Source organism: Cellvibrio japonicus Ueda107, assembly GCF_000019225.1.
GTDB lineage: Bacteria > Pseudomonadota > Gammaproteobacteria > Pseudomonadales > Cellvibrionaceae > Cellvibrio > Cellvibrio japonicus.
Genome location: NC_010995.1, coordinates 108,066 through 123,339, shown reverse-complemented (window position 1 = coordinate 123,339; position 15,274 = coordinate 108,066). Strand labels below are relative to the sequence as shown.

General features: G+C 56.7%; 11 protein-coding genes. 6 read left to right on the top strand and 5 right to left on the bottom strand.

What is annotated here, in order from left to right; translation table 11 throughout:
* Positions 1 to 23: 23 nt before the first annotated feature.
* From CJA_RS00370 to CJA_RS00345, 6 genes are all read left to right on the top strand, one after another.
* Entirely contained in the window at positions 24 to 881 is an 858-nt protein-coding gene (locus tag CJA_RS00370) for a CheR family methyltransferase (protein WP_041550789.1), read from the top strand.
* A gap of 18 nt (positions 882 to 899) precedes the next feature.
* Positions 900 to 7,901, top strand: coding sequence for an Hpt domain-containing protein (locus tag CJA_RS00365; RefSeq protein ID WP_041550786.1), 7,002 nt, complete (start codon positions 900 to 902; stop codon positions 7,899 to 7,901).
* Positions 7,902 to 7,905: 4 nt separating this feature from the next.
* Positions 7,906 to 8,820: a chemotaxis protein CheB gene (locus tag CJA_RS00360; protein WP_238526799.1), complete on the top strand. Its 915-nt coding sequence runs from the start codon at positions 7,906 to 7,908 to the stop codon at positions 8,818 to 8,820.
* A 21-nt stretch (positions 8,821 to 8,841) separates the two neighbouring features.
* Complete coding sequence (locus CJA_RS00355; RefSeq protein WP_012485756.1) at positions 8,842 to 9,321, top strand: chemotaxis protein CheW; 480 nt, start codon at positions 8,842 to 8,844, stop codon at positions 9,319 to 9,321.
* Positions 9,322 to 9,358: 37 nt separating this feature from the next.
* Complete coding sequence (locus tag CJA_RS00350) at positions 9,359 to 9,973, top strand: hypothetical protein (RefSeq protein WP_012485755.1); 615 nt, start codon at positions 9,359 to 9,361, stop codon at positions 9,971 to 9,973.
* A gap of 81 nt (positions 9,974 to 10,054) precedes the next feature.
* Positions 10,055 to 10,405, top strand: coding sequence for an FKBP-type peptidyl-prolyl cis-trans isomerase (locus CJA_RS00345; protein WP_012485754.1), 351 nt, complete (start codon positions 10,055 to 10,057; stop codon positions 10,403 to 10,405).
* On the opposite strand, the gene CJA_RS00340 is transcribed toward CJA_RS00345, so the two are convergent.
* From CJA_RS00340 to CJA_RS00320, 5 genes are all read right to left on the bottom strand, one after another.
* Positions 10,402 to 11,127 carry a 16S rRNA (uracil(1498)-N(3))-methyltransferase gene (locus CJA_RS00340; RefSeq protein ID WP_012485753.1) on the bottom strand — a complete coding sequence of 242 codons (726 nt, stop codon included), beginning with the start codon at positions 11,125 to 11,127 and terminating at the stop codon, positions 10,402 to 10,404. The genes CJA_RS00345 and CJA_RS00340 overlap by 4 nt on opposite strands.
* A 2-nt stretch (positions 11,128 to 11,129) precedes the next feature.
* A complete protein-coding gene (locus CJA_RS00335; protein WP_012485752.1) occupies positions 11,130 to 12,200 on the bottom strand; it encodes a prenyltransferase/squalene oxidase repeat-containing protein in 1,071 nt (356 codons plus the stop codon).
* On the bottom strand, positions 12,197 to 12,946 hold the full coding sequence (locus CJA_RS00330; RefSeq protein WP_012485751.1) for a class I SAM-dependent methyltransferase: 750 nt from the start codon (positions 12,944 to 12,946) through the stop codon (positions 12,197 to 12,199). Before CJA_RS00330 ends, CJA_RS00335 begins: the two co-directional genes overlap by 4 nt.
* Positions 12,933 to 14,279 carry a glycosyltransferase family 4 protein gene (locus tag CJA_RS00325; protein WP_083766803.1) on the bottom strand — a complete coding sequence of 449 codons (1,347 nt, stop codon included), beginning with the start codon at positions 14,277 to 14,279 and terminating at the stop codon, positions 12,933 to 12,935. The genes CJA_RS00330 and CJA_RS00325 overlap by 14 nt, the downstream gene beginning before the upstream one ends.
* Before the next feature lie 364 nt (positions 14,280 to 14,643).
* On the bottom strand, positions 14,644 to 15,207 hold the full coding sequence (locus CJA_RS00320; RefSeq protein WP_012485748.1) for a porin family protein: 564 nt from the start codon (positions 15,205 to 15,207) through the stop codon (positions 14,644 to 14,646).
* Between the last annotated feature and the right edge of the window lie 67 nt (positions 15,208 to 15,274).

Below are 15,274 nucleotides of genomic sequence, written 5' to 3'. Positions count from 1 at the left end.
CGCGGAGTTTGATCAGTATTTGTATGGCTTGGTCGCTACGCACACTTCCCACCCTCTCCGAAGACCAGTTTAGCCAGTGGGGCAAACTGCTGGAGGAGCGCACGGGTATCCAGTTGGTATTCCAGCAAAAAGCCTGGCTGGAGTCTCAAATGTCCAGCCGTATGCGCGAGTTGGGTTTTGAGGACTATGACCATTACTACCTCTATGTCACCCATGGCCTGGAGGGCAAGCTGGAGTGGACACGGCTGATAGACCGCATTGCGGTGAAAGAAACCAGTTTCTTCCGCCATCGCGACTCCATCGAATATGTGCGCCAATACCTGCAAAACAAGATCAACAACCAAACCCTGCACAACAGTTTCGATGTGTGGAGCCTGGGTTGTGCCACCGGCGAGGAACCCTATTCCCTGGCAATGGTGATTAATGACTGCTTTGAGCTGGCGATGCTCGATCCCTATTACGGGATTACCGCCATGGATATCAGCAGTTCAGCCCTGGCCGCTGGCCGCAAGGCCCGTTACAGCAAGCGGCGCATAGAGCAGATCAAGCCCGAGGAAATCAAACGCTACATGCATCAATGTGCCGATGGCAGTTTTGAAGTCGTCGGAAAATTGCGTGATCGCGTGTGTTTTACCCAGGCGAATATCATCCATGCACGCCAGCTGCCACACGTCAAAGTGGACGTGATTTTTTGTCAAAACCTGTTGGTGTATTTCCGTCGCTGGCTGCGCCGCGATGTGTTGAATGCGCTGATCGACCGACTCAAGCCCGGTGGCCTGCTGGTTGTAGGCCTGGGTGAAACAGTTGACTGGGAACATCCCCTGATGCAACGCACGACTGATGACCAGGTGCAGGCATATATACGCGCCGAGCAAGAATAATGATGAGGTATGCGCCCAATGGCAGATAACCGCAATTTTGCCGCCCTGGATTGGTTGATCCACGAGATTGGAGAAACCCTCAAAGAGGCACGCCAGTCGCTGGAAAACTACGTCGAGAATCCCAACGACGCCGCGCGTATCCGTTTCTGCCTGACCCATATCCACCAGGTACATGGCAGTTTGCAGATGGTGGAGTTCTACGGCGCTGCCATGCTCGCCAGCGAGATGGAACAGCTGACCCAGGCTATGATCGCCGGCAAGGTGGCCAACAGCACCGAAGCCCAGGAAGTGCTGATGCGCGCCATCCTGCAATTCCCTCTCTACCTGGACCAGGTCAAGGCCACACGCAAGGATAACCCCCTGGTTGTCCTGCCCTTACTCAACGACCTGCGCGCCGTGCGCGGCGAAAGCCTGCTCACTGATACCAAACTCTTCGTACCTAACCTGGCACCCGCGCGCAAAGTCAGCGGTGCACGCCTGCCGGTGACCAACGACAACGTGCAATTCCAGGCCATGGTGCTCAAGCTGCGCCAGATGTACCAGTACGCCGCCTCGGGTTTTATCCGCGATATCAACCCGGAAGAAAACCTCGCCTACCTGCACAAGGCCTTTGCGCGCCTGCAAAAACTAACCCACGGCACCGCCCGCTTTGCGCTTTGGGATATCTGCCTGGCTTTGGTCGAAGCCCTGGAAATAGATGCCCTGGAAATCAGCGTGGCGGTGAAAAACCTGCTGCGCCAACTGGACAAGGAAATCAAAATCCTCGCCGTCCATGGCATCAAGGCGCTTAATAGTTTTACCAACGACGAGCTGATCAAAAACCTGCTCTACTATGTCGCCCGCGCCGGCAAACACGCCCCCGGCTTTGCGCCCGACTCCAACCTGCAGCGTATTTACGACACCTATAACCTTGAGCAGGCGCTGCTCGAAGGCAAAGAAGCGGGCGACGATGCCCAAAATATGATTTCTGCCCCCGATGCCGATGCCATGCGCTCGGTGGTGGGCGCGCTGAAAGACGAACTGGGCATCATCAAGGAAGCGCTGGATGTCTGCCTGAACGGCGGCGATGCCCAACAGGCCCTGGGCAGTGCCCTGCCCATCGTCAAGCGGGTGGCCGATACCCTGGCCGTATTGGGCCTGGGCGACCTGCGCAAACATATCCTCGAACAGGGCGCCGCCCTGGAGCTGGTGGCCGACGCGCGCAGCGAGCTATCACAAGACCAGCTGATGGCCGTTGCCGGCCAGATACTGGCGCTGGAAAACGCCCTCGACAACCTGCTCGAAAAGGGCGGACAAGCGCCGCAGGAAACCATCCTGGATGCGGATATCACCCTCGCGCGCGCCAAGGACTCCGTACTGCGCGAATCGCGCAATGGCCTGGAGCACGCCAAGGACGCCATCATCGAGTACATCGCTTCCCAGTGGAATCGCGAACATTTGCAGCAGGTTCCCGACATTTTGCGCGAAATTCGCGGTGGCCTGGATATAGTCCCCCTGCCTCGCCCGGCGCGTATCCTCGGCGCCTGTGCCCGCTATATCGAAGAAAAACTGCTGCAGGAGGAGGCGACGCCCCAATGGTCCACCCTGGATACCCTGGCCGATGCGATTACCAGCGTCGAGTACTACCTGGAGCGCCTGAGCAGCGGCGCGCGCAAAGAAGAAAATGACCTGCTGCTGAGTGTGGCAGAAGAAAGCGTCGCCACCCTGGGCTACGCCGTTGCCAAGACCAGCCGTCCGCAGGCTGCTGCAAGCACACCGGTAGACATACCCGAAGTACCTGCAGCCGACACAGTGCCAGAGACGCCAGGTGTAGGACTTGCTCCCGAACACTCCCTGGAAATGGACCCTGCCACCGAGCTGTCGTCCTACGATGAACCCGCTGTTATTGATGATGACCAGGCAACAACCAGCCTGGAGCAGGATAGCGAACAACTGAGTGCCCTCTATGCCCAATCTGCCGTCACCGCAGACCACGACGACAATCAAGCCGCCTCACTGGCCTCGGCCTATGCCCAAGCCACAGCACCGTCCGCTGGAACCGAACCGGCAACAGATGGCGACACCTGGGACATAGCAACCAGCCATGACACATCGCTGGAAACTGAAGAGCAGATCAACGAAGCACCTGTCGATCTTGCTGATACGACTGGCGACCTGGCAGATACAGCCGGCGGTGATGCCCCGGAAGAATCCCACCATCAGGAAGACGAACCGGAAGAAGAGCCCACGCTGATTCGCACCTCCAATGCACCGGTCATCGAGCGCGACAATGAAGATATCGACGATGAGATTATCGAAATCTTTATTGAAGAGGCGGGTGAGGTTACGGAAACCATTGGCGAGTACTTCCCGCGCTGGGCCCAGAATTTTGACGATAAGTATTCCCTGACCGAATTCCGCCGCGCCTTCCACACCCTGAAAGGCAGCGGTCGCATGGTCGGTGCCAATGAAATCGGCGAACTGGCCTGGTCGATTGAAAACATGCTCAACCGTGTTATCGACCACACCATCGAGCCCGGCCAGATTCACGTCAACCTTATCCGGGGGGTAGTGGCACTGCTGCCCGACATGATCGACGCTTTCCGCCTCGACCAACCCAACCCCCATGCGGCACAGGCAGAGAGCTATCGCCAGCAGGCACATCAGCTTGCCCAGGGGCTTGCGCCAACCCCACCGGCTGCCAACGCGACAGTTGATGAGCCTGAGCCCATCGCCGACATCCTTCTTGAAGAGGTGCCGGCCGACGAGATCCAGCCCGAATCAACAGCCGACGCCTTCGCGGTTACCGATCACCTGGAACTGGGTCACCTGGAATTGGATGACACTGACACCCTGGCTCCCACCAGCGATGACGAGCTGGACGACCTGAGCCAGGCACTGGCGGAATTGGCCGAAGCACAAGCCATCGGCGAAGACGAAGAATTGCACGAACTCGCGCCCGCAGAGACGTCGGAAGATACCCTCCTTGATATGGAATTGGTCGATGGCGATAGCCTCGATGAGCCATCCAGCGCAGAGGATATCGTCCTCGAAAACCTGCCAGGCCTTGAGGTTATCGAAGAAACCGCCATCGATACCGATAGCCAGGAACAGCAACTGCGCGCCAGTTATGCCAACCTGGAGCTGGATAGCGAAGATGATATCGACGACCCCGATGCCCAGCTGTGGGATATCTTTGGTACCGAGGCGCTCTACCATCTGCAGGTAGTCCAGCAGTTTATTGCGCATATGGAGGCCGAAGCGCCTATCTACGAGCCGCCGAGCGAAGCCATGCAGCGCGCCCTGCATACGCTCAAGGGCAGCGCCCATATGGCCGAGATTACCCAGGTGGCCGAGCTGGCAACCCCGCTGGAACGCTTTGTGAAAGAGCTGCGCTCCTATCAGGTGAATATCAACGACGATATCCTCCAACTCCTGCGCGATGCTGTCAGTTATACCCAGGTCGCCCTCGACCAGATCAAGGCGGGCGAAGAGGTCAATATCCCTCGCCTGCAACAGTTCGTGGCGCGGGTTAACGAACTGCGCGAAATCCACGTAGCACCACTGGTGCGCCAACAGGAGCTGGACGAACACGGCAAGCGCCCGATCGACCCGGAACTGCTCGCCATCTTTATGGCTGAGGAAATGAACCTGCTGCTGGACGCCGACCAAATCATCGCCCACTGGCGCACAGCGCCGGAGGACACCCGTCAGCTGGTGCCGGTGATGGAAGAGTTGCGCAAATTGACCCAGGCCGCTGCCCACGCCTATCTACCGGTCATGGCGGAGCTGGGCGAAAAACTGCAAAGCGTCTACGAAGCTATCCTGGCGCAACAGCTCAGCTGCGACCATAGCCTGTGCAACGCGCTCAACCACGCTCACACTGCCTTGCTGGATATGGTCGATGCCATAGCCGCCGGCCAAAACCTGCAAGCGATTCCCGAGGCGGTCAATGCCGAGCTTGATGAGTTGCTGAGCAACGAGGTAGTCACCCTCGCTGCCCTGACCCAGGATGCCTTCCACATCGAAGAGCTGGTTGATGAGCCGTACAGCGGTGATGAAACCATCGCTGCACTGGAAAGCCCCGACCTGCCGGACGACGGGTTCCCGGCCCAGGAGGCATCAATTTCCGCAGCCGGTGACGGTGACGATTTCTCCGCCATACCCGAACTGGAAAGCGAATTTATCCTGGACGAGGACATAGAGCCTGTTGCCCTTGACTTCTTTGTCGATGACGACCTGGCCAGTTCACCCGAAGCCTCGGAAACCCGGTTCGATGACATTCTGTTGGAAGACATTGCTCCCATCGATGAAGTCGCACTGCCAGTAACAAGCCTCGACCAACCGTGGGTTGAGGAAGCTCCTGAAGCAGCTGTCCCTGAAACCATTGCCCCTGAAGTATCAATCCCTGAGGCAGTTGTCGAGGAAGTGATTGAGCCTGCCACCGTTGAAGCCGAACCCGAAAATATCGCGGCATATTCGGCTGTCGCTGAACTGGATGAAGACTTTGATCCGGAAATTGTCGAGATCTTTATCGATGAAGCCGGTGAATTGCTTGAAGACATCGACCGCGCCCTGCAGGACTGGCAGGACGATTGGAACAACAGCGACAGTGTGGAAGAACTCAAACGCTGCCTGCACACCTTCAAGGGCGGCGCACGCCTAGCAGGTTTAGTGGATCTGGGCGACCAATCGCACGATTTCGAAACCATGCTGATCGACATGGACCGCAATACCGAACTGGACCAGGCCTTTTTCCGCCGTGTCAATGGTTACCAGGATCAACTCCACGCGGGCGTCGAGCAGGTTCGCGCACGCCTCAACGGCGAAGCGATACCCTCTCAGGCACCAGCGGTAACACCGGTATCCAGCTATCCAGTATCCGAACAGCCAATGGGCGATCAGGATCTCACCCTGGAAGATATCCCCACCCTCAGTGCGGATGACGTGGAGGAACTGGAAGACGAACCAACCACTTTTGAGCGTCCCGGTTACAGCAAACCCACGATTGTCGTGGACAATACCCGCGAGCAACCCAGCGACGACGCCCAGGAGCTGTCGAGCGACAAACCCAATGTGCTCACCTTTGCGCCCAAGGCCAAGCCTGCACCGACCAACCTGCCCAAGGTGCCCGGCAGCGAATTTGGCGGCCTGCGCGGCACCGGTGCGCAATCCCAACACTTGGCGGCACGCCGCTCCGGCCCGCAGGAAGTGGTTAAGGTATCTGCCGAGCTGCTGGAAGAACTGGTTAACCTGGCGGGGGAAACCTCGATCAGCCGCGGCCGGATGGAGCAGCAGGTCAGTGACCTGAGCCATGCTATCGACGAAATGGATTCCACCATCGAGCGTTTGCAGGAACAGTTGCGCCGCCTGGACATTGAAACCGAAGCCCAGATCCTGTTCCGCCAGGAACAGATGGCCCAGCACGAGGAATTCGACCCGCTGGAAATGGACCGCTATTCCCAGTTGCAGCAGTTATCGCGCTCACTGATCGAGTCAGCCTCCGACCTGATGGACCTGAAATATACCCTCGCCGACAAAACCCGCGATACCGAAACCCTGCTGTTGCAGCAGTCGCGTATCAACACCGACTTGCAGGAAGGCCTGATGCGCTCGCGCATGGTGCCCTTCTCGCGCCTGGTACCGCGCTTGCGCCGTATCGTGCGCCAGGCGGCCACCGAACTGAATAAAGAGGTGGATTTCGACCTGGACAATGTGGAAGGTGAACTGGACCGTACCGTACTGGAGCGCATGGTAGCCCCCCTGGAACACATGCTGCGCAACGCCGTGGACCATGGTATCGAATTACCCGATGAACGCACCGCCGCCGGTAAGTCGGCCAATGGCCGCATCCTGCTGAGCCTCGGCCGCGAGGGCGGCGATGTGATCATCCGCCTGATCGACGACGGCCGCGGCATCAACCTCAAGCGCGTGCGCGAAAAAGCCATAGAGCGCGGCCTGATGTCACCGGATGCGCAGCTGTCCGACCAGGACGTGATCCAATTTATCCTCCACGCCGGTTTCAGTACCGCCGAAAAAGTCACCCAGATCTCCGGTCGCGGTGTGGGTATGGACGTGGTGCACTCCGAGATCAAGCAGCTCGGCGGCGCTATGTTTATCGACTCCGAATGGGGCCAGGGCACCGAATTCACCATCCGCCTGCCCTTTACCGTATCGGTTAACCGCGCGCTGATGATCCAGATCGGCGACGATCTCTACGCCATCCCGCTCAATACCATCGAAGGTATTGTGCGCGTCAGCCCCTTCGAGCTGGAACACTACTACCAGGAGCCGGATGCCCGCTTTGAATATGCCAGCGAGGAATACCTGGTGCGCTACCTGGGCACCATGCTCGACTCCAGCGCCCAACCCAAACTGGACGGCCAGAGCCTGCCCCTGCCTGTCGTATTGGTACGCAGCGCCGAAAATACCGTGGCCCTGCAAGTAGACCGCCTGCTCGGCTCGCGCGAAATCGTGGTGAAAACCCTCGGCGCCCAGTTCAGTGCGGTGCGCGGTGTCTCGGGTGCAACCGTGATGGGGGATGGCAGCGTGGTGGTGATCCTCGACCTGCATGCCCTGATCCGCGAACAACTGGCACTGGGCAGCCACCAGGCGGTTCTGCTGGAAGCGCCCAGCATCCTGTCGCTGCCGGAAGAAGACACCAGCGAGAAAACGGTCATGGTGGTGGACGATTCGGTAACGGTACGCAAGGTAACCGGCCGCTTCCTGGAGCGCGAAGGCTTCCGTGTACTCACCGCCAAAGACGGTGCCGAAGCTATCCAGCTGCTACAGGATCACATGCCCGATGTCATGCTGCTGGATATCGAAATGCCGCGCATGGACGGCTTTGAAGTGGCCAAGACCATTCGCGGCAGTTCGCGTCTCAAGCACCTGCCGATCATCATGATCACCTCGCGTACCGGTGAAAAACACCGCGAGCACGCCTTCAGCCTGGGTGTGAACAAGTACATGGGTAAACCCTACCAGGAAGACCTGTTGCTCGAGAATATTCGCGAGCTGCTCAAACATGCGGTGAAGTAAAACCGTGAGCAGCCTGCGCGTGGGCATAGTGGTCGACTCAGCGGCCAAGCAACAGGCGCTGGCACAGCTGGTGGCACAGTCCGGTCACCAGCTGTGCTGCCAGTTATTGATTAAAACCGATACCGAAGCGCTGCCACACCCGCTGCTCGATGCCTGGCTGGTGGATGTCGCCCAGGATTATCCCGATGACCATCACCTGTTTGAGCAGTTGTTTAACGACAGCCGCATTCCCGTGATTGTCAGCGACAGCGATGAGTACCCCATCAACAGCGAGGAATACCGCGCCTGCCTGCGCCGCACAGCCCAGCGCCTGCGCCGCCTGAGCAGCGACATCAACCTGCAGCAGGCAACACCGGCACGCGACCTGTGGATCCTCGGGGCGTCTACCGGCGGTCCGGCAGCAGTCAAACGTTTTCTCAGCCGCTTGCCCGACAATCTCGGTGTGGCGTTCCTCTATGTGCAGCATATCGATCACCAACAAACCGCCCCGCTCAACCGCATGATGAACAGCGCCGGCGGCTATCCCGCCATGGTCGCCAGCCCGGGTATGGTACTGGAGCCCAACCGATTGATCCTGGTCACTGCCCTCGACCGGGTGGAAATCCTCGACAATCGCACCTTGGCCGTTAGCCACGGCGAAGGCTGGAAGGGCAATTACGCACCCTCCATCGACCAGATGTGCGCCAATGCCGCGCGCGTCTACCGCCAGCATTGCGGCTTGATTATCTTTACAGGCATGGGCGATGATGGCGCGGCCAGCTGCCGCCTGATCAAACAACTGGGAGGCCAGGTATGGGTGCAAACCCCGACCGAATGCACCAGCGACTCCATGCCGCTCTCGGCCCTGGCGACCGGTTGTGTCGGCTATATCGGCAGCCCCGAAGCCCTGGCCCACACCCTGACCCAGCAGTATCGCTAAACGACCTTCACAGGAATTGCCATGAAAGCCAACCAGCGCATCGAAAAAAAAGTACAAGAAGTTGCCAGCCTGCTGATTCCCCTGCATGAGCGCCTGCTCCTGGTACCCAATGTCACTGTGGCCGAAATTGTGCCCGTCACCCAGGTCACTGCCATCCAGGATGCCCCCGAGTGGTACCTGGGCAACTGTGTCTGGCGCGAGCAAACCATCCCGCTGCTGTCGCTCGAAGCGCTTAATGGGGATGCCAGGCCCAGCTTCAACAACCGCTCGCGCTTTGCCGTGTTCAACACCACCGGCCTGCATGAATCCCTCCCCTTTATTGCCCTGCTCACCCAGGGCATCCCGCGCCTGGCGCGCGTCAACGAAGAAGAGATCAGCGAGCGCGAGGACATGGACAATAAACCTTTTGAGCTCATGCATGTCTCATGGGCTGGCGAGGAAGCGATCATTCCCGATGTGGCCGCCCTAGAGCGCCACTTCCTCGATTACCTGCACCTGTAACAGCCAACGACCACCGCCTAGACGCGAAAGGAAACCCATGTTAACCACCAGACCCGGATTCAACCTGCTCAGCGCGGCTGCCCTGGCAGCGTTCTTTTTACTGCAAGGTTGCGGCGCCGAGCGGGATACCCCCTTCAACCCCGGCACCGGCAGCAGCTCGGCTTCCAGCAGCCTGGGTCCCTCTATTAGCGGCTCAGAGAGAATCGCCGAGGGTACAACGCCATCAACAACACCCACTGACCTCAATAAAAAGCTGATCGCCATCCGCACCGCAGCAGAGTTGGATGACCTCTGGACCGATTATGTTGGCAGTACAGGCTGGGACACAGACATTGTGGACTTCGAAGAAGGGCAGGTATTACTGATCGACCGCGGCCAAATTGGCAATTGCGAAAGGCTGATCACCTTTGACTCTATCCGTGTCTACGACCACAGTGCCAATACCGTAAAAGTCGTTGTCCGCTACAACGATTCCGGCAAGTCGAGCAGCTCATCCAACTCCTCGTCGAGTTCATCGTCCAGTTCTTCCAGCTCATCCAGTGCCTACAGCGAACCCGACTGCGACGCTGGCCTGGGCACCCCGAACCAACCCTTCAGGTTCTACTACATCCCCTCGCGCAAGGTCATGATCTTCCAGGAAGATATCCTGTAAACAACCTTATCTCCCTAACCATCCTGCACTGGTGCAGGATGGTTTTTTAGTTCATCTCCGCAGTACACAGCAGGCTTTGTTTTGACTGGCTCACTCACTGAACTCATTATCGAAGACCTCCAACCCGGCAGCGGCAAAGCCGTCGTCAAAGGCGCCCTCATCACCACCCACTACACCGGCTGGCTCGAAGATGGCACCGAGTTCGACGCCTCCCACAAAAAAGGCAAACCCTTCCAATGCGTCATCGGCACCGGACGCGTCATCAAAGGCTGGGATCAAGGCCTGCTGGGCATGCAAGTCGGCGGCAAACGTAAACTCCGGGTACCCGCACACCTCGCCTACGGTGAACGCCAGGTTGGACCCCTGATAAAGCCCCATTCGAATTTGGTGTTTGAGATTGAATTGCTGGAAGTGCTTACCCGAGACGACTAAAAATCCCCCCACAAATACTGCACCACACTGATCGCCGCAATCGGTGCGGTTTCGGTGCGCAATACGCGGGGGCCGAGTGTTAACGCAGCGAATTCCTGCTGTTTCGCCAGTGCAATTTCATCGTCACTCAATCCACCTTCCGGGCCAATCAGCAAGGCTGCACTGTGCGGTTTTTTGTCGGCGGGCAGTGTTTGGCTGTCGCGATGATGAAGCACGAAACGCAGCTCTGCATCGACCGTTTTTAGCCAATCGGTTATTGGAACAGGTGCAGATAATTGCGGCAGCAGGTTGCGCTGGCATTGCTCGCAGGCGCTGATAAGGATGTGCTGCCAGCGCTCCATGATTTTTTCCTGGCGCTCGCCGCTGACTTTGACTTCGGTGCGCTCGGTCATTAAAGGCGTGATTTTGGTTACACCAAGTTCGGTGGCCTTTTGCAATACCCATTCAAAGCGCTCGCCACGCGATATACCTATAGCCAATTCCAGTTGCAAGGGCGATTCACGATTGTGCGGGTTGTGCGCGGCAATACTGGCAGTGACATGCCTTTTACTGATTTCATCAATGGTTGCTGCAAATTCCCCACCGGCACCGTTAAATAACACCAGCTCTCGCCCTGGTTGCATGCGCAATACTTTACTCAGGTGATGGGAAGCCGATTCTTCCAATTGAACCTTGTTGCCGGTCAAGAGAGTTTGATTGGTATAAATTCGTGGGATACGCATAACTAGTGTTCGGTCGTCAGGGGAAGTTCGTCGGGCGTCGATGCCAAGCCAGACTGTAAAAACAGGTTGGCGGCGGCGGTGTGCCGGGTGAGTGCATCGGCGGCGAGCAAGATGGCACCTGCGGTCCAGGTGGTTTTTTCGCGCGGCCAGATCACCTGATCGCGAAAATTATAGCCAGTCCAGTAGCCGCCATCGCTATCGAGGAATTGGTATAACCAGCTGAATAAATTTACCGCTTTAGCGTGTTCGCCCGCCGCGAGCAGTGCCAGTGTCAACTCACAGGATTCAGCCACGGTTACCCAGGGCTCATCGCTGACGCAGCGACAGCCCACATTGGTTTCCACAAAGGTTTTCCATTTTTCGTCGATGCGTTGCTGTGCTGCTTTGCCACTGATCACACCGGTGAGGATCGGGTAAAACCAGTCCATGGAAAAACGGGTTTTTGGCTCCCAGGTGCGATCAAAACATTCCGGGTGATAACGCAGGCTATTTCCCAAGCGCAGATAGGCCGTGCGCCAGGCTTTTGCATCCTGTCCCAGTTTTTGCGCACACAGAATGGCGCATTCCAGGCTTTTATAGATAGAACTGGAAGCAGTGACCAGTGCATCTTTTTTAGCGCTGCCGTCCTCAGCAACCGCCCAATAAATTTCTCCGCTAGGGGATTGGTAGCGCAATACAAATTCAATAGCGTTTTTAACAACGGGGAATTGTTCTGCTAAAAAAACCTCATCGCCGCTCACCAAAAAGTAATGCCAAATACCGGTAGCGATATAAGCGATAAAATTGGTTTCACGGTGGTTTTTATCCAGCGCATCATTGCCGGCATAGTTTGCCCACCAGCTGCCATCAGGCAATTGTTGCTTTGCCAGCCAGGTATAGGCACGCCTGGCGGCCGACAACTCGCCGCCAATAGTTAAGCCCATGGCGGCTTCGATATGATCCCAGGGGTCTGCCTTACCTCCAACAAACCAGGGGATGCAACCATCGGGCAATTGGGTACGGAGGATATAATCTACGGTTGGACGCAGTAACGTCTGAGGAAAAAAACCTTTGGTCAGCAATAAATTTTTCATGGGGAATCCTCTCCCTGGGTATTTTTTCGCAGGGCAGTTGTAGTGCCTTTGGTAAAGTACATCACCAGGCTTTTGCCCATGATGGGATTGAGTATTTTTTCCAGGGTTTGGGTCAGCCAGGGTTTTTCCATCAAATCCCATACCAGCATACGGTGATAGGTTTTAATCAGGGGATTGGTATCCTGGGTTTTCCAGAAGAGGCATTTCAACCACCAAAACGGTGAGTGCAGGGCATGGGCCCAGTGGCGGCGATAATAGTGAAACCCTTGTTGTTTAATTTCATCGCGCAGGTGATGGCCATTAAAAATACGGATATGGCCGCCCTCGACCTGGTGATACTCATCGCTTAACCACCAGCATATTTTTTCGGGCCAGGCGCGCGGTACGGTGATGGCCAGCAGCCCACCGGGCTTCAGCACACGCGCCACTTCGCGCAATACTGCGTGATAATCCGCAATATGTTCCAGCACTTCACTGCAAATAATCTTATCGAAACTGCCATCGGCAAACGGTAGGCCGGTTGCATCTGCTTGCTTGAATATTAACTGGTGCGGACGATCCGCTTGCAAAAAAGGCTGAGCGCGCGCCTGTGCTGTACGCAGGTCGCGCAAGTTCAAGTCGACACCGATGGATAATACCCGTTCCTGCAAATACACATTGATCGCGTGGCGACCTTCGCCGCAACCAAGGTCGAGCACCCTATCACCGGCACTCAGGGGAAAATCGCGGAAATTAATGGTGAGCATTTGCCGCGCCTTGCCGTAATAATTCGCGATAGTAGTTTTCCATTTGCCTGGCCACGCAATCCCAACTTAGCTGCTGCAAAATATGTTCGCGGCCAGCCTGGCCCAGGCGTGTGCACTCAGAGGGATTTGTTAACAAGTCACGCAAGGCAGTAACCAACGCATCCACATCTCCGGCAGCAACCAGGCGCGCTGCCTCGCCGGTGACCTCCGGCAAAGCACCACCATCGCTACACACCAGCGGAATACCACAGGCCATGGCTTCAGCAGCGGGCAAGCCAAAACCCTCATAGAGCGAAGGCACGACAGCAATACTGGCGCGCGCGTATTCTTCCACCATTTGCTCAGTGCTGATGCCGCTGACAAATTGTACGCTGTCATTAAGGCCCAGCGCCTGCAATTCCTGCTCGGTACTGCCACCGGGTTTTAGTTTGCCAATCACCAATAGATGTAATGCGGGAAATTCTGTGCGCAATTGCGCGCAGGCGCGCAGGAGAATACTTAAACCTTTTAGCGGCTGGTCTGAGGAGGCGGTGGTCATTAAGCGGCAGGGAATACGCGTTATCGCGGGCAAGGGCTTGAAAATGCGTGTATCTACGCCGTTGGGAATCACCCGGATATCTGCTCCGGAACGGCCGAATGCCTGTTCAATATCCTTCACCGATTGCCGGGATACGGTCAGCAAGTGATCCAGTTGCTGCACTACCCGACCCTGCATCCCCAGAAAACTGTACCAGCGACGAATCAACCAGGCATGGCCTTTGGACGTCGCCGTTGCCAGTGCCAGGTCGCGATCCCGGGTAATCGGATGGTGCAGGGTCGCCAGCACCTTGTAACCGCGCCGTTGCAGCGCCAACAGGCCATAACAAAGGCTTTGGTTGTCGTGGATGATGTCGTACTGCGGTTGATGGCGTTTGAAATACTTCAGCAGGCGGCGCCCGAAACAATAGGGCTCGCCAAAGGCACCACTCAGCTTGCTCCACCACTCATAGGTATCGGTAAACGAACGCAAATGGCGCAGGCGCAAGGCGCGGACAGGCGCAGGATGGGCGTAGAGGTCCAGGCTGGGTAACTGGATCAGGCGCACTCGCCCATCCAGTTCGGGATAGGGTGGCCCGGAGATCACATCCACCTGGTGCCCCGCATCCACCAGCGCCTTACTCAGGTAGTGCAGGTAAATTCCCTGACCGCCCACATGCGGGTGGCTGCGGTAGCCCAGCAGGGCAATACGCAGGGGGCTTTCGCCGGCCTCGGCATGCGCGCTGGGCAAACTGGCAGCAGGAGCCTGAATCAGCCGGGCAAGATGCTGGCCATAACTGAGCGGTTGATAGGACATGGGGACAAACACCAAACCAATGTCCGCGCATTATAGGTGCAGATGCCCTCCGGCTCCATGCAACCGCATGATTTCATAGGGAATCAGGGTTAATGGCTGCGATTCGCGTCAAAACGGTTATCCACCACAACCAATACAAGGCTGGCAACAAACAAGGCTGCCAGGATACCTACCAAAGATGCCGTTGCGACAATACCTGATACCAACATGATGAACTCTCCTGAATTATGCCTTGCGGCTTCAGGGTCAGAATGCGCCAGTTGAGGCGCTTCGGGTTTGATATGCATCAAGCAATTTTGGGCGGGGTTTGATGTGGAGCAAACAACACATAACTGTTTGCTCCAGGGTGATAAGTGATCAGGCACTAGAACTGGTAATCAATCCCTAAATGCATGGACGATAGGGTTGTCCCACTGATCTTGCTGAAACGTGAGTATTCAACCCGTGCACCGACATGTTCGGTAATGGCGTAACGTACACCGATACCCACCAGTGCCCTGGTTTTGGTTTCGTCATCGGATTCACGCGCAATGTCACCCCAGGCATTTTCGTAATAGCTGGATTCGACCTGGATACGGCCCGCGCCCAAACGACCATAGAGGGAAAATTGTTGGTTTAAGGGGTAACTGCCAGTAATGGAAAACTGTATGGCAGTGACATCGATGGTTGAGGAGTATTCAACATCCTCATAGGTATCGCTCTCAGTGAAACTGAGCAAATCGCGATAGGCCAGCTCCAGTGCAATACGGGAAGTCAGGTTGTAGCCCACCCCCAAGCCATAGCCATTTTCACTACGACTCACAGAGTAATCACCAACATCGGCTTCGATTTTATTGCGGGTAAATTCAGCAGCAGTATAAAAGCCTTCCGCAAATACGGAGAGGCTCCCACTTAACATGACTGCAGCAGCAAGAATATGCTTTTTCATGAGGGCTCCTTGTCAATATCCTAAAAATTGTGTGTGATCATTCCTGATGATCTATTCCATCATATCG